Consider the following 24,271-nt stretch of genomic DNA (forward strand, 5'->3'; position numbering starts at 1 on the left):
CGGAGGGAGAGGGAGAGGGAGGAGAAGAAGAAGGCGATGGCCGCCAACCCGTCGACAGCGGAGTGTGCACGCAGCGCGGCCCGGGGAGGCCCCGGACCGCGCTGTGTGCACAGGACGCTCAGACCTCGACGACGAGCAGGCCGTCGACCTCGCGCACGGGGTGGCGGCGCACCGGGTCCACGCCGCCGGTCGAGGACCCGTCGCTCCACCGGAACGCGTACAGGTGCAGCGGGCAGACCAGCACGTCCGGGTCGGTCTGCCCGTCGGCCAGCGGCCCGCCGGCGTGCGGGCAGGCGGCCTGGGTGGCGTGCAGCGACCCGTCGCGCAGCCGGAAGACGGCGACCTGCACCCCACCGGCGACGAACGCCCGCCCCTCCCCCGGCGGCACGTCCTCGGCCCGTCCGACCGTGTGGGCCCGGACGCCGGGAGGCGCGACGGGCCGGGTGTCGGTGACGCTCACCGGACCGGCACCTGCGGCAGCGGGAGCAGCGGCAGCGCGGGCCGGAACTGCCCCGGCGTCGCCGGCTCGGGACCGTCCTGGCCCCACGGGTCGGTGTAGGCGTCGATGGAGCGCTGCAGCGCGATGTCGAGGTCGGCGCAGGTCCCCTCGGCGTCCTCGACCACCACCGAGCGGATCCGCTCCAGCCCCACTCGCGGCACGAAGTCGTAGGTCCGCTCGAGCCAGTTGGCGTTCTCCCGGTAGTACTGCACGAACCGGCCGGCCACGGTGAGCACCTCCTCCGGGGAGCCGACGGTGGCCAGCAGGTCGCCCTTGCGCACCGAGGCTCCGGCGGCCCCGCCGACGTACACCTCCCAGCGGTCGCTGCCGACCGCGACGACGCCGACGTCCTTGACGTAGGCCTCCGCGCAGTTCCGCGGGCACCCGACGACGGCCATCTTGATCTTGGCGGGGCTCTCGATGCCCTGGAAGCGCGTCTCCATCGCGATGCCCAGCGCCGTGGAGTCGCCGAGACCGAAGCGGCAGAAGTCGCTGCCCACGCAGGTCTTCACGGTGCGCATGCTCTTGCCGTAGGCGTACCCGGACGGCATGCCGAGGTCGGCCCACATGGCCGGCAGGTCCTCCTTGCGGACGCCGAGCAGGTCGATGCGCTGGCCGCCGGTGACCTTCACCATCGGCACCTCGTACTGCTCGGCCACGTCGGCGATGCGCCGCAGCTGGGCGGGGGTGGTGACGCCGCCCTTCATCTGCGGGACGACGGAGAAGGTGCCGTCGCGCTGGATGTTGGCGTGCACGCGGTCGTTGATGAACTCGCCGTCCTTCTCGGGGAGGAAGTCCACCCCCCACACCGTCTTGAGCAGCGAGGTCAGGCCCATCTTCGACCGCGCGTCCTCCTTGCCTCCGGGGGCGAGCGCGGCGAACACGGCCGACACGCTGCGCAGGTCCCGCTCCCGGATCGCGGCCACGAGGTCGGGCTTGGCCAGCGGGACGCCGGGCACGTAGTACGAGGCGGCGGGGTCCTCGGCGACGTCGCCGTCGGCGGCCCACTCCACGACCTGCTTCACCAGGGACGTGCAGGAGCCGCAGCCCTTGCCGGCGCGGGTGCGGTCCATGACCGCCCCGACGCTGCTGCAGCCGTCGGCCACCGCCCCGCAGATGGCGCCCTTGGTGACGCCGTTGCAGTTGCAGACCTGCGAGTCGGCCGGCATGTCCGCGACACCGACCTCCTCCCTGCCGTCGGAGAGGTCGACCAGCAGCCGGATCCGCTCCTCGGGCAGCGGGCTGCCGCGGTCGAGGGCCTGGGTGAGGTAGGCGACCTTGCGGGTGTCGCCGAGCAGCGTGGCGCCGACCAGCCGGTCGTCGCGGACCACCACCGACAGGTGCACGCCCCGCCGCGGCTCGGAGATGACCAGGAACTCGTCGGAGTCCCGCTCGGGGGTGGTCAGGCCCATGGTGGCGACGTCGACCCCGGCGACCTTGAGCTTGGTCGCCGTCCGGCTGCCGTGGTACTCCGCCGTCGGGTCGGCGCCGGTGAGCACGTCGGCGAGCACGGTCGCGTGCTCCCAGGCGGGCGCGACCAGGCCGTAGACCGAGCCGCGGTGCTGGGCGCACTCGCCGATGGCGTAGACGTCGGGGTCGTCGGTGCGCAGCTGGTCGTCGACGACGATCCCGCGCTCGACCTCCAGTCCCGACCGGACGGCGACGTCGGTGTGCGGGCGGACGCCGGCGGCGACGACCAGCAGGTCGCAGTCCAGCCGCCGGCCGTCCCGCAGCAGCACGCCCTCGACGTGCCCGTCGCCGAGCACCTCGGTGGCCAGCACGTCGAGGTGCACGGTGATGCCGAGGGACTCCACGCTGCGCTCGAGGACGGCTCCCGCCTCCCGGGAGAGCTGCGCGTTCATCAGCCACGGCATGGCGTGCACGAGGTCCACCTGCAGCCCGTGGCCCTGCAGTGCGCGGGCGGCCTCCAGGCCCAGCAACCCACCGCCCATCACGACGGCCCGCCGGCACCGGCCGACCGCGTCGAGCATCGCGCGGGTCTCGTCGATGGTGCGGAACCCGTACACGCCGGGCAGCAGGCTGCCGTCCTCGCGCCGGACCCCGGTCATCGGCGGCACGAACGAGTACGAGCCGGTGGCCAGCACCAGGTGGTCGTAGGGGACGACGCCGCCGTCGGAGGTGTGGGCGAGCTTGGCGGCGGTGTCGAGCCGCTCGACCCGGACGCCGGCCCGCAGCTCCACCCCGTTGTCGGCGTACCAGTCGTGGCTGTTGAGGACGATCTCGTCCTCGCCGGTCTCCCCGGCCAGCACGGGGCTGAGCATGATCCGGTTGTAGTTGCCGTGCGGCTCGTCGCCGAGCACGGTGATCCGGAACTGCTCGCCGCCGCCGCGCTCGAGCACCTCCTCGACCAGGCGGGCGCCGGCCATGCCGTTGCCGACGACGACCAGGCGGGCGCGGGGGTCGAGGTCGTCGTCGTCCATGCGCAGCGAGGTGAGCCCGTCGAGGCGGCCACCGAGGACGGTCATCAGACCTCCACCAGCCCGAGGTCGACGACCAGCTCGCCGGTCACGCCCGCGGGTGCGGCGGCGTGCAGCTCGACGACGCAGCCGCCGGGCAGGTCCTCGACCACCCGCAGCGGCACGTGCACGTCGCCCCTGGCGCCGATCGGGAACCAGCGCACCGGCTCGCCGTCGCGCACCAGCAGGACGTAGACGAGCTCGGCGGTGGAGTTGCCGCCGCGGAAGTACAGGGCCTGGGCGGTGGCGCCGGCCGGCACCTGGTAACGCAGGGCGGGGTCGACCGGCCCGGGCTTGCCCAGGCCCTCGCCGGTCAGCGGATACACGCCTTGCAGGAACTTCGGGCTGCTTCTCACGGGATGGCTCCTCCTCGGGCTCCGGGACGGGGTCCGTGGTGCGGGGGGTGCGGGTCGGGTGTGCGGCTGCGGGGCGGGCTGGGTCGCGGCGTCCGGCGCGGGGATGCGCTCCTCGGGGCCGCCGACCCGGCGGACGGCGACGGCGCAGACCTTGAAGGCGGGCATCCGGCTGACCGGGTCGAGCGCGGGGTCGGTGAGCGCGTTGGCGCTGGAGCCGCCGCCCCAGTGGAAGGGCGCGAAGACGACGTCGGGCCGGATCGCGTCGGTGACCGTCGCGGTGAAGCGGGCGCGGCCGCGGCGGGTGGCCAGCTCGACGACGTCGTCGTGGGCGATGCCCAGCCGGCGGGCCAGGTCGGGGTGGAGCTCCGCCCGCGGGGTGGGCGCCACCAGCGCCAGGCTGCGCGACCGGCGGGTCTGGGTGCCCGACTGGTACTGCGCGAGCACCCGGCCGGTCGTGAGCACGTACGGGTACTCGGCGTCCGGGCGCTCGTGCGCCTCGACGTGGTGCACCGGCAGGAAGCGCGCGCGGCCGTCGGGGGTGGCGAACCGCTCGGTGAACAGCCGGGGCGTCCCGGGGTGCTCCGGCGCGGGGCACGGCCAGAACACGCCCTGCTCGGCGTCGATGCGGTCGTAGCTGATGCCCGAGTAGTCCGCCGTCCCCCCGGCGCTGGCCCGGCCCAGCTCGGCGAAGACGGCCTCGGGGTCGGCGGAGAAGCCCGGCACCCCCAGCCGCTCCGCCAGCTCGGCGAGCAGCCGCAGGTCGTCGCGGACGCCCTCGGGCGGGTCGAGCGCCCGCCGGCGGCGGATGACCCGGCCCTCGAGGTTGGTCATCGTGCCGGCCTCCTCGGCCCACATCGCGCTGGGCAGCACGACGTCGGCGAGCTCGGCGGTCTCGGAGAGGAAGAAGTCGCTGACGGCGAGGAAGTCCAGGTCGCCCAGCCGGCTGACGACGCGGCGGGCGTCGGGCGCGGAGACGGCGACGTTGCTGGCGAGCACCAGCAAGGTGCGCACGCCGCCGTCGGTGCCGAGGGCGTCGAGCAGCTCGAAGGCGCTGCGGCCGGGCTGCGGCAGGTCGTCGGGGTCGACGCCCCACACCGCGGCGACGTGCGCGCGGGCCGCGGGGTCGGCGAGCCGGCGGTAGCCGGGCAGCTGGTCGGCCTTCTGCCCGTGCTCGCGGCCGCCCTGCCCGTTGCCCTGGCCGGTCACGGTGCCCCAGCCGCTGCCGGGGCGGCCGGGCAGCCCGAGGGCCAGCGCCAGGTCGATCCAGGCGGTGGCGGTGTCGGTGCCGCTGCGGTGCTGCTCGGCGCCGCGGGCGGTGAGCACGATCGCCTTCTCCGCGCGGGCCAGGGCCCGGACGACCTGCCGCTGCTGGGCGACGGGCACGCCGGTGATCCGCTCCACCCGGTCGGGCCAGTAACCGGCGACGGCGTCCCGGACGGCGGCGAAGCCGGTGGTGCGCGCGGCGACGTACGCCTCGTCGACCAGCCCCTCGGTGACGGCGACGTGCAGCAGCCCGTTGGCCAGCGCCAGGTCGGTGCCCGGCAGCGGCTGCAGGTGCAGCCCGGCGCCGCGGGCGGTCGCCGTCCGCCGCGGGTCGACCACGACGTGCAGCGCGCCGCGCGTCCGGCCGGCCTCCAGGTGCGCCACCGCCGGCGGCATGGTGTCGGCCGGGTTGCTGCCGACCAGCACGACGACGTCGGCCTCGGCGACGTCGGACAGCGGGAAGGGCAGCCCGCGGTCGAGGCCGAAGGCCCGCACGGCCGCGCCCGCCGCCGAGGACATGCAGAACCGGCCGTTGTAGTCGATGGCGCCGGTGCGCAGCGCGACCCGGGCGAACCTGCCGAACTGGTAGGCCTGCTCGTTGGTCAGCCCGCCGCCGCCGAAGCAGCCGACGGCGTCGCGGCCGTGGGTGTCCTGGGTGCGCCGGATCGCGGCGACCACCCGGTCGAACGCCTCGTCCCAGGTGGACTCGACCAGCGGGCTGGTGCGGTCGCCGGGCACCGCGCGCACCAGCGGGCGGGTCAGCCGCTCGGGGTGGTCGAGCAGCTCGGGCGCCGACCAGCCCTTGGCACACAGCCCGCCGCGGTTGGTCGGGAAGTCCAGCGGCACCACGGCGGGCGGCCGGTCGCCGGCGGTCACCGCCATGCCGCACTGCAGCGAGCAGTAGGGGCAGTGGGTGGCGGTGGTCCGGGTGCGGGGACCGGCCGGGGCGAGGGCTCCGGGGACTGCGGCGGGCACGTCCCCGAGCCTGCGGGGGTCCGGTTTCCCCGCAGCGGCACCGGCGTCAACCCTGCGTTCCGGGGACCTCACCGGCGGCCGTGCCGGGCGGTGCGGCCGAGATCACCCCGGCGTGCCGCACGGGACGCGCCGGTACCGGGCCTCGCCGTCGTCCCGGCGGGTCACGATGGGCGTGTGCAGGGTGAGCTCCCCGACGACGCGCCGCCCGGCGCCTCCGTTCCCTCCTCCTCCGGAGACCTCCCCGACCCCGACAGCCCGGCGGCGCGCGGCGCCGCCGCCGCGGTGCTGCCGGCTGGTCCCCCGTCGACCGGACGCGCGTCGCTGGACCGCCGGCGGGTCCTCGGCGCGGCGGTCGAGTACATCGACCGGCACGGCCTCGCCGCGCTGACCATGCGCCGGCTGGGTGCCGCGCTGGGCGTGGAGGCCATGGCGCTCTACCGGTACGTGCCCGGCCGCGAGCAGCTGCTCGACGGCGTGGTCGAGACGGTCATCGACGAGCTCTACGGCGATCCGGAGGTGCACCTGCAGGCCGCCCACGGGTGGCAGGACTTCCTGCAGCGGCTGGCGCACGGCGTCCGGCGGATCGCGCTGGCCCACCCGGAGGTCTTCCCGCTCGTGGCCACCCGGCCGCCGGCCGCGCCCTGGGTCCGCCCGCCCCTGCGCAGCCTGCGCTGGGTGGAGTCCTTCCTCACCGCCATGATCGACAGCGGCTTCTCCGACGATGCGGCGGTCGGCGCCTACCGCGCCTACTCGAGCTTCCTCCTGGGACACCTGTTGTTGGAGGTCTCGCAGAAGGGGGTGGCCATCAACGCGGAGGACGCACCGGACGGCGGGTCCTCCTCCCGCGCCGACCTGCGGTCCTACCTCACGGTCGTACGGCTGGAGTCCCTGCTCTCCCGCGACGAGACGGCCGCGGAGTTCGAGGAGGCCCTCGAGAACCTGCTCGGCCGGTTGGAGACGGTGCGCCAGGAGGGGCGGGCGCCGGGCTCCTGAGCGGATCCGGCACACCGGTGTTTACGACGTAAAGCCCTGGGCACCCAGGGGGTGGCCCGCTGCGCCCCGGCACGACCGCCGCGAGGGAGCCGGGCCGTCCCCGTACGCCGTCCCTGAGGAGCACCGTGATCACCGAGCAGCAGATCAGCAACGTCATCGGCAGCACCGCCGTCGGCCCCGACGGCAAGCACGGCAGCGTCGGCGAGGTCTTCCTCGACGACGCGACCGGCCGCCCCGAGTGGGCCACCGTCCGCACCGGCCTGTTCGGCACCAAGGAGGCCTTCGTGCCCCTGGCCGAGGCCACCGTCGAGGGCGGCGAGCTGCGCGTGCCCTACGACAAGAACACGGTCAAGAACGCCCCGCACGTCGACGTCTCCGGCGGGCACCTCTCCCCCCAGGAGGAGGACGAGCTCTACCGCTACTACGGCGTGGGCACCAGCGGCACCACCGGCCAGGGCGTGGCCGGCACGACCACGGGTCAGGCCACCACGGGTCAGGCCACCACCGGTCAGGCCACCACCGGCACCACGACCGGGACCGCCGGCCGGGACAGCGACCGTGACGGCATCCCGGACTCCCTCGAGGGCCGCGCCACCACCGGCCGGCAGGACCTCAGCGGCCAGGCCGGCACCGTGGGCCGCGACACCTCCGGTCCCACCACCGACAGCGCCATGACCCGCTCCGAGGAGCACCTCAACGTGGGCACCCAGCGCGTCGAGGCCGGCAAGGCGCGGCTGCGCAAGTACGTCGTGACCGAGACCGAGACGGCGACCGTGCCGGTCTCGCGCGAGGAGGTCCGCGTCGAGCGCGAGCCGATCACCGACGCCAACATGCCCAGCGCGATGGACGGGCCGGCCATCTCCGAGGAGGAGCACGAGGTCACGCTGCACGCCGAGCGTCCCGTCGTCTCCAAGGAGGCCACGCCGGTCGAGCGGGTCCGCCTCGACACCGAGACCGTGACCGGTCAGGAGACCGTCAGCGGCGACGTGCGCAAGGAGCAGATCGAGGTCGACACCGACGCCGCCACCACCGGCACCCGCGGCACCACGACCGGGACCACGGGTCAGGACGACCGCGGCCTGGTGCAGAAGGCCAAGGACGCCCTCGACCGCGACAACGACGGCAAGATCGGCTGATCCCCTCCCGAGGTCACCGGCCGGGCACCCGCCCGGCCGGTGACCTCGCCTGTGCTGGTCGCGACCGCGGCCGGCCTCCCCTGCAGTACTGGAGCACCCCATGACCTCTCCGCCCCTCGACACCGGCGCGTCTGCCACGCGCGGCGCCGCCCGTGACGCAGTCGACGCCCAGCACGCCCGCTTCGGCGGGATCAAGTGGGGCGCGGCCTTCTTCGGCTGGCTGTCGGCCAACGGTCTGGCGGTGGTCCTGCTCGCCCTGCTGTCGGCCGCCGGTGTCGCCTTCGGTCTCACCCAGGTGTCCAGCGCCGAGCAGGCGGCCGACCAGGCCACCGCCGCGGCCGACACGATCGGGCTCACCGGCGGCATCGCCCTGCTGATCGTCCTGTTCCTCGCCTACCTCGCCGGTGGCTACGTCGCCGGCCGCATGGCCCGCTTCGACGGCGTCAAGCAGGGTCTGGCGGTGTGGGTCATCGGCCTGCTGGTCGCCGTCCTCCTCGGGATCGCCGGCGCCGTGCTGGGCTCGCAGTACAACGTGCTCTCGCAGCTGAACCTGCCGAGCCTGCCGATCAGCGGAGACACCCTCACCACCGCCGGCATCATCGCGCTGGTCGCCGTGCTGGTCGTGACGCTGATCGGCGCCGTCCTGGGCGGCCAGCTCGGCACGCGGTACCACCGGAAGGTCGACCGCGCGGGGTTCGACGTCTGAGCCTCGCGCTCCCGCCGACGGGGCCGGTCCTCTGCCGAGGGCCGGCCCCGTCGTCGTGTCCGGGTCCGGCCGTGCGGGTCCGGCGCCGGCGCGGTGAGCGTGGTCTGATCGGGTCATGAGCGACCCCGGGCCGACCGTCCACGTCGGCGTCCCCGTCGTCCGGCCGGCCGAGCCGCGCGACGTCCCGCGGATCGCCGCCACCCTGACCGTGGCGTTCGCCGAGTCGCGCTGGGTGCGGTGGGCGCTGCCCGACGACGGGCGCACCCAGCGGCTGACCCGCCTCGCCGAGCTCGACGGGCACCGCGGCGTCGCCACCGGGACCACGTGGGTGAGCGAGGACGTCGACGCCGTCGCCTCCTGGGACGCCCCCGCGGGCGCGGCGACCCCGGTGCCCGCCGACGTCCGTGCGGCACTGGAGCGCGAGGTGCCCCGCCTGCACGCCGACCGCGCCGACGCCGTCGCCCGCACCGAGGCGGAGCTGGCCGCGGCGCTCCCCGGCGGCCCGCACTGGCGGCTGCGGGCGCTGGCCACCCGGCCGCGCTCCCGCCGGCGCGGGCTGGGCGGCGCGGTGCTCGAGCCGGTGCTGCGGCGCTGCGACGAGGACCGGGTGCCCGCGGCGTTCGTGGCGCCGGCGTGGGCGGTCGTGCGGTTCGCCCGCGGGCTGGGCTTCGAGGTGGTGCAGGCGACCCGCTCGGCCGACGGCCGCCTGCCGCTGTGGGTGGTCGTGCGGCCGCCCGGCGTGCCGATGCCGGAGCTGTAGGAACTCCTCGCGGCACGCTGTCGATCCGTGGCGTCCCCGTTCGTACAGGGGGTGAGCGGACCGGCGAGGGGCCGGCCTGCCGGATCCGAGGAGGAGCGATGGCTCTCTACCTGCTCGCGATGCACCAGCCCGTCGGACCCGCACCGGACGCGGAGTTCCTCGCGAAGGTCATGGCCGACCTCGACGTGGTGCGCCGCGACATGGAGGCCGCCGGGGCGTGGGTGTTCGCCGGTGGCCTGCACGACCCCGACGCCTCGACGGTCGTGCGGCCGGTCGACGGCGACGTGCTGGTCACCGACGGCCCCTACGCCGAGGGCAAGGAGCACCTCGGCGGGTTCACCGTCGTCGACGCCCCGGACCTCGACGCCGCCCTCGAGTGGGGACGGCGGACGGCGCTGGCCAGTGGCCTGCCGATCGAGGTGCGGCCGTTCCGGCAGCGCCCCTGACCGTGGCCCCTGACGTCGAGGCGGTCTTCCGCGAGTCCCACGGGCGCGCGGTCGCCGTCCTCACCCGCCTCCTCGGCGACATCGACGCCGCCGAGGAGGCGGTGCAGGACGCGTTCCTCACCGCGCTGGAGCGCTGGCCGGTCGACGGCGTGCCGCCGAGCCCGGCCGGCTGGATCGTCACCACCGCCCGCAACCGGGCGATCGACCGGGTGCGCCGCGAGACCACCCGGGTCGACCGGTACCGCGCCGCGGCACTGCTGCACGACCCCGACCCGCCGCCCGAGGAGGGCGCCGTGCGCGACGACCGGCTCCGCATGCTGTTCACCTGCTGCCACCCCGCCCTGGCCCCGGCGGCCCGGGTCGCGCTGACCCTGCGGCTGGTCGGCGGTCTCACCACCGCCGAGATCGCGCACGCGTTCCTCGTCCCCGAGGCGACGATGGCGCAGCGCCTGGTCCGGGCCAAGGCCAAGATCCGCGACGCGCGCATCCCCTACCGGGTGCCGCAGGACGCCGACCTGCCCGACCGCCTGCGCGGTGTCCTCGCCGTCGTCCACCTGGTCTTCACCGAGGGGCACACGGCCTCCTCCGGTGACCGGCTGGTGCGCACCGACCTGTGTGCCGAGGCGATCCGTCTGGCTCGCGCGCTGGCCGAGCTGATGCCCGACGAGCCCGAGGTGCTCGGCCTGCTGGCGCTGGTGCTGCTGGTCGAGTCCCGCCGGGCCGCCCGGGTCGCGCCCTCCGGGGAGCTCGTGCCGCTGCCCGAGCAGGACCGGCGGCGCTGGGACGCCGGGCTCGTCGCCGAGGGGCAGGAGCTGGTGCGGCGCTGCCTGCGCCGCGACGCGCCGGGGCCCTACCAGGTGCAGGCGGCCATCCAGGCGGTGCACAGCGACGCCCCGACCGCCGCGGACACCGACTGGCGGCAGGTCGTCGCGCTCTACGACCACCTGATGGCGCTCGCCCCCTCCCCGGTGGTGGCGCTGAACCGGGCGGTGGCGGTGGCGGAGGTCCTCGGGCCCGCGGCGGGACTGGCCCTCGTCGACGCGCTGGACCTGCCGCGACACCACCTGCTGCCCGCCGTCCGGGCCGACCTGCTGCGCCGGCTGGGCCGCACCGCGCAGGCCGCCGGGGCCTACGACGAGGCGATCGCGCTGGCGGGCAACGCCACCGAGCGGGCGTTCCTGCAGCGGCGGCGGGCGGAGCTCGGGTGGGAGGGTCCTAGTCCCACCGCCGGCGGGAGCGCTTGAGCTCGCCGCGCTGCTTCTTCGCCGAGATCCGCCGCTCCTGCGAGCCCCTCGTCGGCTTCGTGCGGCGCCGGGCCGGGGGCGGCGGGGCCAGTGCGGCGCGCAGGACGGCGGCCAGCCGCTCGCGGGCGGCCTGCCGGTTGCGCAGCTGCTGCCGGTGCTCGCTCGCGGTGACGGTCAGGACGCCGTCCACCAGCCGACCGGTCAGCCGCTCGGCCAGGCGGGCCCGCTGGGCGTCGGTGAGGCCGGGGACCTCGAGCGGCGCCACCGACAGCTCGACCCGGGAGTCGGCGGTGTTGACGCCCTGCCCCCCGGGCCCGGACGAGCGGGAGAACCGCCACGACAGCGCACCCGCGGGCACGGCGAGGGAGCCGGCGACCGGGAGGTCACCGGTGGTCTCGTCGCCGGCGGGCACGGGAGGAGTCTGACCGGGCACGTCCCGGGCCTGCGCCCGGGCCCCCGCCGTCCCCGTCGGCACCGCCTCCGCGATCACGGCGCCGGGACGCGCTCCGCCGGCGTGTCGTGGTCCCGGCGCCGTGATCGCGGGGACGTCTGGCCCGGGAGGACGGCGCGGGTTCAGGCGGCGGCGGGCACCGGGTCGGCGCCACCGGCGGCACCCGGGCGGCAGCGGACCAGCCGGCGCAGCGTCAGCCAGCCGCCCCGCCGGGCGCCGTGCCGCTCGAGCGCCTCGACGGCGTAGGCCGAGCAGGTCGGGCTGAACGAGCAGCAGGGCGGCCGCTTCGGGCTGACCTCGCGCTGGTAGACCCGGACGGCGGCGACCATCCGCTCGGCCACCCGCGAGCCACGGGCCCCGGTGCCGGTGCGGTGCACGTGCCGCACCGTCGTCGGGACGAGGAACAGCCCGTCCATGCCGCAGCCGATCGCGTTGGCCAGGCAGCAGCCGGTGTTGAGGAACAGCAGGTCGCGCAGGCAGCCGCCGTCACGGTCGTCGCGGTAGCGGCCGCGGTACCCGTAGCCCGGCGGCGGGCCGTAGCCGCGGCCGTACCCGGGGCCGTAGCCACCTCCCCAGCCACCTCCCCAGCCCGGCCGGGGGCCGTACCCGCGGCGGCGGCGTCGCGGCCCCCAGTTGCTGCTCCAGATGAACACCATGGGCCGATCCTCGGGGGCAGCCGTCGGGCGCGCAGGCCGGGCGCACGATGGACGGCGTGCTGCCGCCCCTCGCCGACGCGCTCGCCGCCGGTCCCGTCGTCCTCGACGGCGGCCTGTCCACCGAGCTGGAGTCCCGCGGGCACGACGTGTCCTCGGCACTGTGGTCGGCGCGGCTGCTGCGCGACGAGCCGGACGCCGTCGTGGCCGCGCACGCCGCCTTCGCCGCCGCCGGTGCGCAGGTGGCGACGACGGCCAGCTACCAGGCGACCGTCGAGGGCTTCGGCGCCGCCGGCGTCGGGCGAGACGAGGCGCTGGCGCTGGTGGCCCGCTCGGTGACGCTGGCGCGACGCGGGGCGCCCGAGGGGTGGGTGGCCGGCTCGGTGGGGCCCTACGGCGCGGCCCTGGCCGACGGCTCGGAGTACACCGGCGGCTACGTGGCCGAGGTGGGCGTCGCCCGGCTGCGGGCCTTCCACCGGCCGCGGATGACCGTGCTGGCCGAGGCCGGCGCCGACGTCCTGGCCTGCGAGACGGTGCCCGCTGCCGCCGAGGCCGAGGCGCTGCTGGCCGAGGCCGACGCGCTCGGGGTGCCGGTGTGGCTGTCGCTGACCACCGTCGTCGACGCGGCGGGAGTGGCGCGCACCCGGCGCGGCGAGCCGGCCACCGACGTGTTCGCGATGGCCCGCGGCGTCGGCGCGGTGGTCGCCGTCGGGGTCAACTGCACCGACCCGGCGGCGGTGGGCCCGGCGCTGGCGGCCGCGGCCACGGCCGGGGTCCCGCTGGTCGCCTATCCGAACAGCGGCGAGGGCTGGGACGCCGTCGCCCGGCGGTGGACCGGCAGCGGCGGGGTCGACCCGGCCGCCGTCCCGGGGTGGCTGGACGCCGGCGCGCGGCTGGTCGGGGGGTGCTGCCGCGTGGGCCCGGCCGGCATCGCCGCGCTGACCCGCGCGGTCACCGCCCGGCGACGGTCAGGGCGTGGCGATGATCAGGGTCCCTGATCGTCGTGCGTCCTCCCTCACCGTGCACCGTGAGGGAGGACGCGCTGGGATCAGGGACCCTGATCATCGCGGCGGCCCTCAGAGGATCGGGTTGCCCCCGGTGACGGCGACGCGGGCGCCGGAGACGTACGAGGCCTCGTCGCTGGCCAGCAGCACGTAGACCGGCGCGAGCTCGGCCGGCTGCGCGGCGCGGCCCAGCGGCACCTGCTGGCCGAAACCGGCCACCTTCTCCTCCGGCATGGTCGCCGGGATGAGCGGGGTCCACACCGGCCCGGGGGCGACGCTGTTGGCCCGGATGCCCTTCTCGGCGTAGAGCTGGGCGAGGCTGGCGGTGAAGTTCGCGATGCCGGCCTTGGTCATCGCGTAGACGGCGAGCGAGGGGCTCGGCATGTCCGAGTTGACCGACGAGGAGTTGATGATCGCCGCACCCGGCCGCATGTGCGGGACGGCGTCCTTGCACAGGGTGAACATCGCGCCCAGGTTCAGCCCGACGGTGAGGTCGAACTCCTCGTCGGAGATCTCCTCGAGCGTGTCGTGGCTCATCTGGTAGGCCGCGTTGTTGACCAGGATGTCGACCCCGCCGAGCTCCTCGAGCGCCTTGGGGATGATCGTCTTGGCGTGGCTGCGGTCGGAGAGGTCGCCGGCGACCAGGACGCACTTGCGGCCGGCCTCCTCGACGTACTTGGCGGTGTCCCGCGCGTCCTCGTGCTCGTCGAGGTAGGAGATCAGGACGTCGGCGCCCTCGCGGGCGAACGCGATGGCGACCGCGCGGCCGATGCCGCTGTCGCCGCCGGTGATGACCGCGCGCTTGCCGGTCAGCCTCCCGGACCCGCGGTAGCTCTCCTCACCGTGGTCGGGCTTGGGGTCCATCTCGCCGAGGGTGCCCGGCGGGGTCTGCTGCTGCTCGGGCTGGGACTCGGGGCGGGGTGACGACACGGGTGCTCCTCCGGGTGGGGCGCGCGGCTCCGGGGGCCGTCTCCCCCCGTGGCGCGTCGTCGTCCCGCCTACCCGGTCGTACCCGGCCGGAACCCGGCGTCCGGGCCGAGGGGCCGAGGTCCGCCCGCCCGCCCGGTCAGGCCGCCCCGGGGAGCCGCGGGGCCCCGGCCGCCGTCGGCACCTGCCAGCGCATCTCCAGGTGCCGGTGACCGTCCCGGCCGACGACGGGCACCCAGCGGACCAGCGGACGTTCCTCGACACGCATCGTGCAGCCACCTCTCGTTCACCTGCCGTTCACCTTCTCCCGGGAGGACGGCGGACACCAGCACCGGCCGGAGGTGTCGTGACCGGATCGTGACTGCCGCGTCCCGGTGTCCCGGCAGCGGGAAGCCGCCGGCGGTCGGGCACGCTGTTGAGTCACGATGACCGCGACCGCGCCCCTCCCCCTGCTCGACGACCCCGGCGACCTCACGGCGCTGCGGGGTCGCGGCGCCGACCCCGACGAGCTGTTCACCTCTTTCGCCGCGTGGGCGGAGGCCGGCGGCACGCCGTTGTACGCGCACCAGGAGGAGGCGCTGATCGAGCTGGTCAGCGGCGCCAACGTCGTCCTGTCCACGCCGACCGGCTCGGGCAAGTCGCTGGTGGCCACCGGCGCGCAGTACGCCGCACTGGCCGCCGGGCGGCGCAGCTTCTACACCGCGCCGATCAAGGCCCTGGTGAGCGAGAAGTTCTTCGCACTGTGCGGCGTCTTCGGCGCGGCCAACGTCGGGATGCTCACCGGCGACGCGAGCGTCAACGCCGGCGCCCCGGTCATCGCCTGCACCGCGGAGGTGCTGGCCAACGTCGCGCTGCGCGAGGGCGCCGACGCCGACGTCGGCCTGGTCGTCATGGACGAGTTCCACTTCTACGGCGACCCCGACCGCGGCTGGGCCTGGCAGGTGCCGCTGCTGGAGCTGCCGCGGGCGCAGTTCCTGCTGATGAGCGCCACGCTCGGTGACACCGGCCGGCTGCGCGAGGACCTCACCCGCCGCACCGGCCGCCCCACCGCGCTGGTGGCGAGCGTCGAGCGCCCGGTCCCGCTGCACCACTACTACGCGACGACGCCGGCGCACGAGACCATCCAGGAGCTGCTCGACACGAGGCAGGCGCCGGTCTACGTCGTCCACTTCACCCAGGCCGCGGCGCTGGAGCGCGCGCAGGCGCTGATGAGCGTCAACGTGTGCACTAAGGAGGAGAAGGCGGCGATCGCCGAGACGATCGGCGGGTTCCGCTTCTCCTCGGCCTTCGGGACGACGCTGTCGCGGCTGGTGCGCCACGGCATCGGCGTCCACCACGCCGGGATGCTGCCCAAGTACCGGCGGCTGGTCGAGACGCTGGCCCAGGCCGGGCTGCTCAAGGTCATCTGCGGCACCGACACCCTCGGCGTCGGCATCAACGTGCCGATCCGCACCGTCGCGTTCTCCGCGCTGAGCAAGTACGACGGCTCGCGCACGCGGCTGCTCAACGCCCGGGAGTTCCACCAGATCGCCGGGCGGGCCGGCCGCGCGGGCTACGACACGGCCGGGACCGTCGTGGTGCAGGCGCCCGAGCACGAGGTGGAGAACCTGCGGCAGTTCGCCAAGGTCGCCGACGACCCGAAGAAGCGCCGCAAGCTCGTGCGCCGCAAGGCGCCCGAGGGCATGGTGCCGTGGTCGGAGGCCACCATGAAGCGGCTGGTCGAGGCCGAGCCCGAGCCGCTGACCAGCCACTTCCAGGTCACCACCGGCATGGTGCTCAACGTCGTCGCCCGGCCCGGCGACCCGGTGGCGGCGATGCGCCACCTGCTCACCGACAACCACGAGCCGCGCAAGCGGCAGCTGCGCCACGTCCGGGAGGCGATCGGCATCGCCCGCTCGCTGCTGCAGGCCGGGGTGCTGGTGCGGCTCGACGAGCCGGAGCCGGACGGACGCCGCCACCGGCTGACCGTCGACCTGCCGCCGGACTTCGCGCTCAACCAGCCGCTGTCGACGTTCGCGCTGGCCGCCATCGACCTGCTCGACCCGGCGTCGGACACCTACGCGCTGGACGTCGTCAGCGTCCTGGAGGCCACCCTCGACGACCCGCGGCAGGTGCTCGCCGCCCAGCTCAACAAGGCCCGCGGCGAGGCCGTGGCGCAGATGAAGGCCGAGGGCATCGAGTACGACGAGCGGATCGAGCTGCTCGAGGAGGTCACCTACCCGAAGCCGCTGGCCGAGCTGCTCGAGCACGCCTTCGCCGTGTACGTGCAGAGCAACCCCTGGGCCGCCGACGCGCACCTGTCGCCGAAGTCGATCGTCCGCGAGATGTGGGAGCGGGCGATGACGTTCAAGGAGTTCGTCTCCACCTACGGGCTGACCCGGGCCGAGGGCGCGGTGCTGCGCTACCTCTCCGACGCGGTCAAGGCGCTGCGCAACGGGGTGCCCACCGCCGCGCGCACCGACGAGGTCACCGACCTCGTCGAGTGGCTGGGCGAGCTGGTGCGCCAGGTCGACTCCTCGCTGCTCGACGAGTGGGAGCAGCTGACCAGCCCGGACTCGGCGATCGACGAGCCGGTCGCCGTCCCGGCCCGCGCCCGCCCGCTGACGGGCAACGAGCGGGCGTTCACCGCGATGGTCCGCAACGCGCTGTTCGCCCGGGTGCAGCTGTGGGCCCGGCGGCGCTGGTACGACCTGGGCGAGCTCGACGCGGGCTCCGGGTGGGACGCCGGGCGCTGGGGCGAGGTGGTGCGGGCCTACTTCGCCGAGCACGACGAGGTGGGCACCGGCGCCGACGCACGCGGCCCGGCGCTGCTCGTCTGGGACAGGAGCGAGCCCGGCGTCTGGCGGGTGCGGCAGATCGTCGACGACCCCGCCGGCGACCACGACTGGGGCATCGACGCCGAGGTCGACCTCGGGGCCTCCGACGAGGAGGGCGCGGTCGTGCTGCGCGTCGTCGACGCCGGCCGCAAGGACGCCTGAGCGGCCCCGCCCGGGTGATCACCCCGGGTCCGGCGGAGCCTCGCGGCGCTGGAGGGCCCGCTGCACCCGAGGTGGTCACCGGCGGCGGCCGTGTGACGGGTCACACCACCGGCGTGTGCCAGGCTCGGCGGCGATGACCGCATGACCGTGCCGGAGATGCTCGCGGTCGCCGCCGCAGGGCTGGCCGCGGGCTCGATCAACGCCGTCGTCGGCTCGGGGACGCTGGTGACCTTCCCCGTGCTGCTGGCCACCGGCCTGCCGCCGGTGACCGCGACCGTGTCGAACACCCTGGGCCTGGTGCCGGGCAGCGTCAGCGGCGCGATCGGCTACCGCCGCGAGCTGGCCGGCCAGCGCGGTCTGCTGCTGCGGCTGCTGCCGGCCTCGGTGCTCGGCGCGCTCACCGGCGCCGTCCTGCTGCTGCACCTGCCCGCCGCGGCGTTCGAGGCTGTGGTGCCCGCGCTGGTGGGGCTGGCCGTCGTGCTGGTCGCCGTCCAGCCGCTGCTGACCCGCCGGCTGGCCGCGCGGCGCGCCGCGGCCGGGACGCCGGCGCCCCGGCCGCACGGGTGGCGGCTGGCCGGCCTGGTCGGCGCCGCGTACGCCACCGGCAGCTACGGCGGCTACTTCGCCGCCAGCCAGGGCGTGCTGCAGATCGGCGTGTTCGGGCTGGTGCTGGCCGAGCCGCTGCAGCGGCTCAACGCGGTGAAGAACGTGCTGACGTCGGCGGTCAACGCCGTCGCCGCGCTGGCCTACGTCGTCGTCGCCACCGACCGGGTCGACTGGACCGCCGCCGCGCTCGTGGCCGGGGGCTCGGTGGTGGGCGGCACGGTCGGCGCCCGCTACGGCCGCCGGCTGCCGTCGGCGGTGCTGCGGACGGCGATCGTCGTGCTCGGCTGCGTCGCCATCGGCGTGCTGGTGACCCGGTGAGCGTGCTGGAGTGGCTCCTGCTCGTCCTGGCCGGGGTGGGCGCGGGGCTGGCCGGCAGCGTCGCCGGGCTCGCGTCGCTGGTGAGCTACCCCGCGCTGCTGGCCACCGGCCTGCCACCGGTGACGGCGAACGTGACCAACACCGTCGCGCTGGTGCTCACCAGCGTCGGCTCGATCAGCGCCTCGCGGCCGGAGCTGGCCGGCCAGGGACGGCGGCTGGCGCCGCTGGTGGGCGCGGCGGTCCTGGGCGGGGCGGCGGGCGCCGCGCTGCTGCTGCTCACCCCGGCCGAGGCCTTCGCGCAGGTGGTGCCGTGGCTGATCGGCGGCGCCGCGCTGGCCATCCTCCTGCAGCGCCCGCCGGGTGAGCTGGCCGCCGAGGGCCGGAGGGAGCACGGACGGCGGGACCCGTGGTGGCTGGTGCCCGGCACCGGCGTGATCGGCGTCTACGGCGGCTACTTCGGCGCGGCGGCCGGTGTACTGCTCCTGGCGCTCGTGCTGCTCGGCACCGGCGAGCGCCTGCCGCGCAGCAACGCGTTCAAGAACGTCGTCCTCGGCACGGCCAACGCGGTGGCCGCCGTCGGCTTCGTGGTGCTGTCCCCGGTGGCCTGGGGCGCGGCGCTGCCGCTGGCGCTGGGCTGCCTGGCCGGGGGCCGGCTCGGCCCCCGGGTGGTGCGCCGGGCGCCGCAGGCGGCACTGCGCCGGCTCATCGCGCTGGCCGGCCTCGGGCTGGCCGTCGTGCTGGCCGTGGACGCCTACGGCTGATCCGGGTGGTGTGCGCGGGCACGAGAGGCCAGGCTGTCCCCGGGTGCCTGACCTGGCGACTCCCGGTCGACGACCAGGGACGACGGAACGAGAGGACGGCGGACGGTGGAGACCAGTGACGCGGCAGGACGCTTCCTCGAGGCGCTGCGCGAGCCCGCGCAGCCGGGCGAGGACGGTCCCGAGATGGTCCCCTCACGGCTGTCCCGGGCCTGCGCGCAGGCCGTCCAGGTCGATGGCGCCGCGCTGAGCATCCACGAGGGGGCGGGCCTGCGGACGCCGATCGGCGCCAGCGACTCGACCACCGCACACGCCGAGCAGCTGCAGTTCACCGCCGGCGACGGCCCGTGCCTGCGCGCGCACGACACCGGCAGCGCCATCGTCTTCGACCTCGACGACATCGCCCGCAACTGGCCCAGCCTGCACGCCGCCCTGCTGGGCGACACGCCCTACCGCGCCGTCTTCTCGGTGCCGCTCGCGGCGCCGCTGGGGCCCACGGTCATCGTCGACCTGTACGCGCGCGAACTGGAGACGCTCACCAAGGTCCCGCGGGACGACGTCGAGTCGGTCGTGGTGACGCTGACGGAGGAGCTGGTGCGGTCCGCCGGGGCCGTGGCGGGCGACGAGAGCTCCGGCCGGTGGTGGGACTCCCCGGCCGCGCGGCGGCGCAGCCGCGTGTGGCAGGCCACCGGGATCGCGACGGTCGCCCTCGGCATGGATGTCGTCGACACCCTCGCCGTGCTGCGTGCCCACGCCTTCGCCACCGGCCGGGTGGTCGACGACGTCGCCGACGACATCGTCGCGGGCCGCCTCGACCCCGCGGATCTGCGCGAGGACGCCCGCGGCGCGTGAGCGCCCGCGGCCCGGCCCGGCCGGTGGCGACGACGCGGGCGCCGGGGTCAGCGGCCGGGATCAGCGGCCGACGTAGGCGGCGAGGAAGAGCACGAAGGCGCTGCTGCCCAGCAGCAGCCGCGCGGGGGTGAGCCCGTTGATCAGGCTCGCGGTGGCCTCCACCCACGCCGGCCGGACGGCGGCCTCGCGGGCGCCGCGGCGCACCAGCCGGACCTCGTCGGCCAGCAGCGCGGCGGCCGCGCCGAGCATGGTCAGCCCGATGACGAGGAAGACCAGCGCCAGCCCCTCGCCGAAGGCGTCGGCGCGCCCGCGCAGCAGCAGGACGGCGACCAGCCCGGCGACCAGGCCGAGGGTCGCCCCGGCGGCCGGCGCCCACGGGCCCATCCGCGTGAGCGGGTCGCGGCGGTGGGGACGCGGCGCCGCGGGGCGGGCCGTCACCGGCCCGGTCGCGTGCGGCCCGGTGCCCTCGCCCGGCGCGGCGGGCCCGTCGGCCGGGACCGGCGCGCCCGGTCCGGCCGGGATCGCCGGCCCGACCGCGGTGGACGGGCGCGGCGGGGCGGGCGGGCCGGCCACCGGACCCGGCGCGGAACCGACTCCCGGCGGCGTGCCCGGACCACCGGGCACGCCGGCCGGACCACCGGGCACGCCGCCCGGGCCACCGGGCACGCCGCCCTGCCCGCCGGGGGCTGCGGACGCGCCGGCGGCGGTCGCGCCGGCCGGCCCCGGGTGCGCCGCAGCGGGTGCGTCGGCCGGGCCGGCGGCGGCCGGGACGGTCACCGGTGCGGTGGGCGGCCCGGACGGGACGGGAGCGGACGGGACGGGAGCGGCGGGATCGGACATCCCGGCCACGCTAGGCGCGCCCTCCGACGCTCCCGGACAGGCCCCCCGGGCGCGGCGGTCCGGACCCGCGGCCGACCGCGTGGTCACGGCGCGCGGCCACGCGCCGTCCCGGCCGCATGACCGGCGGTCGGGGGGAGCCCGCAGCTCAGAGCAGGCGCCGGGTGTCGGCGGCCACCACCCGCAGCCAGCGGTGGCCGTAGCCGTCCAGGGTCAGCTCGACCGCGCCGTCGTCGCCGATCGGTGTCGCCTGGGTGACCAGCAGGTCCTCCAGGCGGTGGGAGGCGTCGCAGCCGTCCAGGGTCAGGGGCACGACGCGCGGCTCGGGGCCGAGGTTGTGCACGGCGAGCAGCGTGCCGTCGTCCCACTCGCACACGTGCGCGAGGACCCCGGCGTGCGGCTGCTCCAGCACGCGGAAGGAGCCCCAGCCGAGCTCCGGCGACTCCCGGTAGCGGCGGACGAGCAGCTTCACGAACGACAGCAGCGAGTCCTCGTCGCGGCGCTGGTCGGCGACGTTGACGAACTCCGGCGCGAACCCGCCGGAGACCACCGGCCCGGGCAGCCGGTCGGCGTCGGCCGTCGAGAAGCCGCCGTTGGGTCCCGGCGTCCACTGCATCGGCGTGCGGACGGCGAGGCGGCCCTCGGCGTCGAGGTCCTCCCCCATCCCGATCTCCTCGCCGTAGAACAGCACCGGCGTCCCGGGGAGGCTGAACAGCAGGCTGTAGACCATCCGGACCCGCCGCGGGTCGCCGTCGAGCATCGGCGGGAGGCGGCGGCGCAGGCCGCGGCCGTAGACCTGCATGCGCTCCTCGGGGCCGAACGCGGCGAACACCTCCTGCCGCTCGTCGTCGGACAGCTTGTCGAGGGTGAGCTCGTCGTGGTTGCGGACGAAGGTCGCCCACTGGCTGTCCGGGTCGACGAAGGGCCGGGAGGTGAGCGCCTGCACCAGCGGGCCGGCGTCGGCGCGGGCCAGCGACAGGTACGTGGCCTGCATGCCGACGAAGTCGAAGAGCATGGTCAGCTCGTCGCCGTCGTCCCCCCCGAAGAAGTCGCGCTGCTGCTCGTGCGGCAGGTTCACCTCCCCGAGCAGGACGCCGCTGCCGGTGCGCCGGCCGAGGAACGACCGCAGCGCCCGGAGGTACTCGTGCGGGTCGGGGAAGTCCCCGGCGTCCGCGCCGCCCTGGGCCTCCAGGAAGAAGGGGACGGCGTCGACCCGGAAGCCCGACAGCCCCAGCTGCAGCCAGAACCCCATGATCTTGGCGACCTCGTCGCGCACCCGCGGGTTGGTGACGTCGAGGTCGGGCTGCTCCTTGTAGAAGCGGTGCAGGTACCACTCCCCCGTCGGCTCGTTGAACGTCCAGATCGAGTCCTCCTGGTCGGGGAAGACCACCTGGTCGCTGGTGTCGGGCGGCTCGTCGTCGCGCCAGACGTAGAAGTCGTGGAACGGGTCGTCCTTGCTCCGGCGGCCCTGCTGGAACCACGGGTGCTGGATCGAGGTGTGGTTCACGACGAGGTCGGCGATCACCCGGATCCCGCGGTCGTTCGCCGTCCGGATCACCTCGACGAGGTCGCCGTGCGTGCCCAGCCGCGGGTCGACGCCGTAGAAGTCGGTGATGTCGTAGCCGTCGTCGCGCTCGGCGGTCGGGTAGAAGGGCATCAGCCACAGGCAGGTGACGCCGAGGTCGGCCAGGTGGTCGATGCGCTGGGCCAGGCCGGCGAGGTCACCGCACCCGTCGCCGTCCCAGTCCAGGTAGGTCTCGACGTCGAGGCAGTAGACGACCGCCGTCTTCCACCAGACGTCGGCCGTGTCGGTGATCTTCACGTTCGGGTCCCCTCAGCTCGGGGTGGACGGGACGTCGACTGGGCAGGTGCTGCCGCCGACACGCGCGGACACGCCGACGCGGGCGGCACCAGGTGCCCAGTCGGCGGGCGGACGGCGGTCACGCCCCGCCCGGCCGGCCCTCGGGCAGCACCGTCGGCGCCCCCGGCTCGGGCTCCTGCCAGGGACGGCGGGGGCCGCCGGGGCCGTCGAGCGCCACGGCGGGCTCGGGACGGGTGACGCCGAGCTGCGGCAGCACGTGCTCGCCGAACGCGTCGAGGAACGGCTCCTGCTCCGTGCCCACGTGGTGCAGGTAGACCTCGTCGAAGCCGAGGTCGACGTACTCGGCCAGCCAGGCGGCGTGCTGCCCGAGGTCGGAGCTGACCCGGACGGCACCCTCGACCGCCTCCTGCGGCGTGTACGCGCTGGCCTGCTCGAACGCCTCCGGGCCGTCGAGGTCCCAGCACAGCGGCGGCGGGAAGGTGTTGGTGAACCACTGGTCGTAGGCGATCTGCCGAGCCCGCTCCGGGTCCGGGTCCCAGCACAGGTGCACCTGCAGCACGAGCCGGCCCTGCCCGCCGGCGTCCCGGTAGGCGCCGACCAGCTCGCGCAGCGTCTCGTGCGGCTGGTTGATGGTGATGAACCCGTCGGCCCAGTCGGCGTGCCGGCGCGCCGTCGGGACGCTCATCACCGGGCCGATGAGCGCGGGCTGCTGCTCGGGCAGCGACCAGATCCGCGCCCGCTCGACGTCGACCAGCCCGCGGTGGGTGACCTCCTCGCCGGCCAGCAGCGCGCGGATGACGTCGACGCACTCGCGCAGCCGCGCGTCCCGGACCCGCTTGGGCGGCCACGGGGTGCCGGTGATGCGCTCGTTCATCACCTGCCCGCTGCCCAGCGCCATCCAGAAGCGCCCGGGGAACATCGCCGCCAGCGTGGCGGCGCCCTGGGCGATGACCGCCGGGTGGTAGCGCTGCCCCGGGGCGTTCACCACCCCGCAGGGCAGGCCGGTGGTGGCCAGCGCGGCGCCCAGCCAGGACCAGGCGAAGCCCGAGTGCCCCTGGTTGGAGTTCCAGGGCGCGAAGTGGTCGGAGCACATCGCCGCGGTGAAGCCGACCTCCTCGGCGTGCCGGACGGCGGCCAGCAGATCGGCCGGGTGCACCTGCTCGTGCGAGTTGTGGAAGCCGATCACGGTCATCGGTCGTGCCTACCGCAGCCCGGGCACCGCGGCCACGCGGTGGCGGGTGCACCAGGAACCACTCCACGGTTTCAGGGTGCCGCGCGCAGGGCGGCGATCCACCACTCGACGGCCGGCACCGACGGCTCGAACGGCGGCCAGCCGTTGAGGACGCCGAGCAGCTGCCAGTACCGCTCGACGCGGGCGTCGGTGAAGGCGGCCAGCCGGTCGGCCAGCGCCGTCCGCCGGCCGGGATCCTGCCCACGGCCGTCGTCGAGCAGTTCGGCCACCAGCGCCTCGGCGGCCGGACTGCCCGGCGCCACCCCCTCGGCCAGTGCGCGCCCGCCGAGGGACCGCAGCCGGCCGGCGTCGAGCCCGGGGTCCGGGTCCTCCGGGGTCGCGCCCGCGCCGGCCACCGCCATCTCCCGCACCCGGCCGGCGAAGGCGTCGTCGGCCACCAGGCGGCCGAGCTCCAGCCAGGCGGCGACCTGCTCGGCGGTGGGCTCCTCCGGCAGCTCGGCCGGCAGCGACCGCATCGCCCCGGCCAGGGCGGCACCGGGCGCGTCGTCGGGCAGGCCGGCGAAGGCGCGGTCGACGAACCCGTCGACGATCTGCTGCCGCTCGCGGGCGGACAGCGCGGCCAGGTCGGACACGATACTCATCTCCTCGGTCGGGGTGCCGGCGTGGACGACGGCCTGCAGCAGCGTCCGGCGCAGCCGCAGCAGGCGGATCTCGGCGTCGAGGGCGCACACGTGCTCGGTGGCGACCTCGGCCACCGTGCGGCGCGCGGCCAGCAGCTCGCGGACGGCGGTCAGCCCCAGCCCCAGCTCGCGCAGGGTGCGCACCAGGTCCAGGCGGGCGACGGCCGCGGCGTCGTAGAGCCGGTAGCCGCCGCTCGTGCGGGCCGGCGGGTCGACCAGCCCGGCGTCGGTCCAAAAGCGCACCGTGCGCACGGGCAGCCCGAGCCGGGCGGACACCTCGCCGATGGTCAGGCGCGTCCCGTCGTCCACACCGGCGAGCCTGCACCCTCCAGCCGCTG

Annotated in this window: 22 protein-coding genes; 11 read left to right on the plus strand and 11 right to left on the minus strand. The window is 75.9% G+C overall.

Annotation, left to right across the window (positions count from 1 at the left end; all coding sequences use genetic code 11):
* Positions 1–118 precede the first annotated feature (118 nt).
* Genes ACWIZO_RS22420 through ACWIZO_RS22430 form a run of 3 tightly spaced genes read right to left on the minus strand, consistent with a single transcriptional unit; the run spans position 119 to position 5,570 of the window.
* Positions 119–460, minus strand: coding sequence for a Rieske (2Fe-2S) protein (locus ACWIZO_RS22420; protein ID WP_448639814.1), 342 nt, complete (start codon positions 458–460; stop codon positions 119–121).
* Positions 457–2,985 (minus strand): nitrite reductase large subunit NirB, encoded by a 2,529-nt coding sequence (gene nirB / locus ACWIZO_RS22425; RefSeq protein ID WP_448639815.1) that lies wholly within the window; start codon positions 2,983–2,985, stop codon positions 457–459. The genes ACWIZO_RS22420 and nirB overlap by 4 nt, the downstream gene beginning before the upstream one ends.
* The gene (locus ACWIZO_RS22430) at positions 2,985–5,570 is read right to left on the minus strand and encodes a molybdopterin oxidoreductase family protein (RefSeq protein ID WP_448639816.1); all 2,586 of its coding nucleotides are present in this window, start codon (positions 5,568–5,570) and stop codon (positions 2,985–2,987) included. The genes nirB and ACWIZO_RS22430 overlap by 1 nt, the downstream gene beginning before the upstream one ends.
* Positions 5,571–5,744: 174 nt before the next feature.
* Between ACWIZO_RS22430 and ACWIZO_RS22435 the strand changes: the two genes are divergently transcribed.
* The 6 genes from ACWIZO_RS22435 to ACWIZO_RS22460 all read left to right on the plus strand — a co-directional run bounded on the left by ACWIZO_RS22435 (position 5,745) and on the right by ACWIZO_RS22460 (position 10,855).
* Positions 5,745–6,563 (plus strand): TetR/AcrR family transcriptional regulator, encoded by an 819-nt coding sequence (locus ACWIZO_RS22435; RefSeq protein WP_448639817.1) that lies wholly within the window; start codon positions 5,745–5,747, stop codon positions 6,561–6,563.
* A 125-nt stretch (positions 6,564–6,688) separates the two neighbouring features.
* Positions 6,689–7,699: a DUF2382 domain-containing protein gene (locus tag ACWIZO_RS22440; RefSeq protein ID WP_448639818.1), complete on the plus strand. Its 1,011-nt coding sequence runs from the start codon at positions 6,689–6,691 to the stop codon at positions 7,697–7,699.
* Between the two features lie 100 nt (positions 7,700–7,799).
* On the plus strand, positions 7,800–8,405 hold the full coding sequence (locus ACWIZO_RS22445; RefSeq protein WP_448639819.1) for a hypothetical protein: 606 nt from the start codon (positions 7,800–7,802) through the stop codon (positions 8,403–8,405).
* Positions 8,406–8,520: 115 nt separating this feature from the next.
* The gene (locus ACWIZO_RS22450) at positions 8,521–9,165 is read left to right on the plus strand and encodes an N-acetyltransferase (protein WP_448639820.1); all 645 of its coding nucleotides are present in this window, start codon (positions 8,521–8,523) and stop codon (positions 9,163–9,165) included.
* A 98-nt stretch (positions 9,166–9,263) separates the two neighbouring features.
* Positions 9,264–9,611 (plus strand): YciI family protein, encoded by a 348-nt coding sequence (locus ACWIZO_RS22455; RefSeq protein WP_448639821.1) that lies wholly within the window; start codon positions 9,264–9,266, stop codon positions 9,609–9,611.
* A gap of 2 nt (positions 9,612–9,613) precedes the next feature.
* Positions 9,614–10,855 carry an RNA polymerase sigma factor gene (locus ACWIZO_RS22460; protein ID WP_448639822.1) on the plus strand — a complete coding sequence of 414 codons (1,242 nt, stop codon included), beginning with the start codon at positions 9,614–9,616 and terminating at the stop codon, positions 10,853–10,855.
* On the opposite strand, the gene arfB is transcribed toward ACWIZO_RS22460, so the two are convergent.
* Positions 10,827–11,267: an alternative ribosome rescue aminoacyl-tRNA hydrolase ArfB gene (arfB, locus tag ACWIZO_RS22465; protein WP_448639823.1), complete on the minus strand. Its 441-nt coding sequence runs from the start codon at positions 11,265–11,267 to the stop codon at positions 10,827–10,829. The two genes, ACWIZO_RS22460 and arfB, sit on opposite strands and share 29 nt — an antisense overlap.
* 161 nt (positions 11,268–11,428) lie before the next feature.
* Complete coding sequence (yidD, locus tag ACWIZO_RS22470) at positions 11,429–11,962, minus strand: membrane protein insertion efficiency factor YidD (RefSeq protein WP_448639824.1); 534 nt, start codon at positions 11,960–11,962, stop codon at positions 11,429–11,431.
* Positions 11,963–12,009: 47 nt separating this feature from the next.
* Between yidD and mmuM the strand changes: the two genes are divergently transcribed.
* On the plus strand, positions 12,010–12,957 hold the full coding sequence (gene mmuM, locus ACWIZO_RS22475) for a homocysteine S-methyltransferase (RefSeq protein ID WP_448639825.1): 948 nt from the start codon (positions 12,010–12,012) through the stop codon (positions 12,955–12,957).
* A 78-nt stretch (positions 12,958–13,035) separates the two neighbouring features.
* Here the strand turns inward: mmuM and ACWIZO_RS22480 are convergent, their stop codons facing one another.
* Together ACWIZO_RS22480 and ACWIZO_RS22485 are read right to left on the minus strand one after the other, a co-directional pair.
* On the minus strand, positions 13,036–13,893 hold the full coding sequence (locus ACWIZO_RS22480; protein ID WP_448639826.1) for an SDR family oxidoreductase: 858 nt from the start codon (positions 13,891–13,893) through the stop codon (positions 13,036–13,038).
* Between the two features lie 136 nt (positions 13,894–14,029).
* Complete coding sequence (locus tag ACWIZO_RS22485) at positions 14,030–14,158, minus strand: hypothetical protein (protein WP_448639827.1); 129 nt, start codon at positions 14,156–14,158, stop codon at positions 14,030–14,032.
* A 157-nt stretch (positions 14,159–14,315) separates the two neighbouring features.
* On the opposite strand from ACWIZO_RS22485, the gene ACWIZO_RS22490 reads away from it, so the two are divergent.
* From ACWIZO_RS22490 to ACWIZO_RS22505, 4 genes are all read left to right on the plus strand, one after another.
* Entirely contained in the window at positions 14,316–16,868 is a 2,553-nt protein-coding gene (locus ACWIZO_RS22490; RefSeq protein WP_448639828.1) for a DEAD/DEAH box helicase, read from the plus strand.
* A gap of 141 nt (positions 16,869–17,009) precedes the next feature.
* Positions 17,010–17,792, plus strand: coding sequence for a sulfite exporter TauE/SafE family protein (locus ACWIZO_RS22495; RefSeq protein WP_448639829.1), 783 nt, complete (start codon positions 17,010–17,012; stop codon positions 17,790–17,792).
* Positions 17,789–18,553, plus strand: coding sequence for a sulfite exporter TauE/SafE family protein (locus ACWIZO_RS22500; protein WP_448639830.1), 765 nt, complete (start codon positions 17,789–17,791; stop codon positions 18,551–18,553). The genes ACWIZO_RS22495 and ACWIZO_RS22500 overlap by 4 nt, the downstream gene beginning before the upstream one ends.
* 105 nt (positions 18,554–18,658) lie before the next feature.
* Positions 18,659–19,402, plus strand: coding sequence for a hypothetical protein (locus tag ACWIZO_RS22505; protein ID WP_448639831.1), 744 nt, complete (start codon positions 18,659–18,661; stop codon positions 19,400–19,402).
* Positions 19,403–19,462: 60 nt separating this feature from the next.
* On the opposite strand, the gene ACWIZO_RS22510 is transcribed toward ACWIZO_RS22505, so the two are convergent.
* The 4 genes from ACWIZO_RS22510 to ACWIZO_RS22525 form a co-directional block, all read right to left on the minus strand.
* Positions 19,463–20,242 carry a hypothetical protein gene (locus ACWIZO_RS22510; RefSeq protein WP_448639832.1) on the minus strand — a complete coding sequence of 260 codons (780 nt, stop codon included), beginning with the start codon at positions 20,240–20,242 and terminating at the stop codon, positions 19,463–19,465.
* Between the two features lie 145 nt (positions 20,243–20,387).
* Positions 20,388–22,061 (minus strand): alpha-amylase family protein, encoded by a 1,674-nt coding sequence (locus ACWIZO_RS22515; RefSeq protein WP_448639833.1) that lies wholly within the window; start codon positions 22,059–22,061, stop codon positions 20,388–20,390.
* A gap of 118 nt (positions 22,062–22,179) precedes the next feature.
* On the minus strand, positions 22,180–23,253 hold the full coding sequence (locus ACWIZO_RS22520) for a TIGR03885 family FMN-dependent LLM class oxidoreductase (RefSeq protein ID WP_448639834.1): 1,074 nt from the start codon (positions 23,251–23,253) through the stop codon (positions 22,180–22,182).
* Between the two features lie 71 nt (positions 23,254–23,324).
* Complete coding sequence (locus ACWIZO_RS22525; protein WP_448639835.1) at positions 23,325–24,242, minus strand: helix-turn-helix domain-containing protein; 918 nt, start codon at positions 24,240–24,242, stop codon at positions 23,325–23,327.
* Positions 24,243–24,271 lie beyond the last annotated feature (29 nt).

The organism is Geodermatophilus sp. URMC 63, assembly GCF_053502565.1.

What these genes read in the sequence shown, in the direction of transcription:
- nirB (WP_448639815.1), bottom strand. Translation starts at nt 2,985, where the DNA reads ATGACCGTCCTCGGTGGCCGCCTCGACGGGCTCACCTCGCTGCGCATG.
- ACWIZO_RS22445 (WP_448639819.1), top strand. Translation starts at nt 7,800, where the DNA reads ATGACCTCTCCGCCCCTCGACACCGGCGCGTCTGCCACGCGCGGCGCC.
- ACWIZO_RS22450 (WP_448639820.1), top strand. Translation starts at nt 8,521, where the DNA reads ATGAGCGACCCCGGGCCGACCGTCCACGTCGGCGTCCCCGTCGTCCGG.
- ACWIZO_RS22455 (WP_448639821.1), top strand. Translation starts at nt 9,264, where the DNA reads ATGGCTCTCTACCTGCTCGCGATGCACCAGCCCGTCGGACCCGCACCG.
- yidD (WP_448639824.1), bottom strand. Translation starts at nt 11,962, where the DNA reads ATGGTGTTCATCTGGAGCAGCAACTGGGGGCCGCGACGCCGCCGCCGC.
- mmuM (WP_448639825.1), top strand. Translation starts at nt 12,010, where the DNA reads ATGGACGGCGTGCTGCCGCCCCTCGCCGACGCGCTCGCCGCCGGTCCC.
- ACWIZO_RS22485 (WP_448639827.1), bottom strand. Translation starts at nt 14,158, where the DNA reads ATGCGTGTCGAGGAACGTCCGCTGGTCCGCTGGGTGCCCGTCGTCGGC.
- ACWIZO_RS22490 (WP_448639828.1), top strand. Translation starts at nt 14,316, where the DNA reads ATGACCGCGACCGCGCCCCTCCCCCTGCTCGACGACCCCGGCGACCTC.
- ACWIZO_RS22495 (WP_448639829.1), top strand. Translation starts at nt 17,010, where the DNA reads ATGACCGTGCCGGAGATGCTCGCGGTCGCCGCCGCAGGGCTGGCCGCG.
- ACWIZO_RS22510 (WP_448639832.1), bottom strand. Translation starts at nt 20,242, where the DNA reads ATGTCCGATCCCGCCGCTCCCGTCCCGTCCGCTCCCGTCCCGTCCGGG.
- ACWIZO_RS22520 (WP_448639834.1), bottom strand. Translation starts at nt 23,253, where the DNA reads ATGACCGTGATCGGCTTCCACAACTCGCACGAGCAGGTGCACCCGGCC.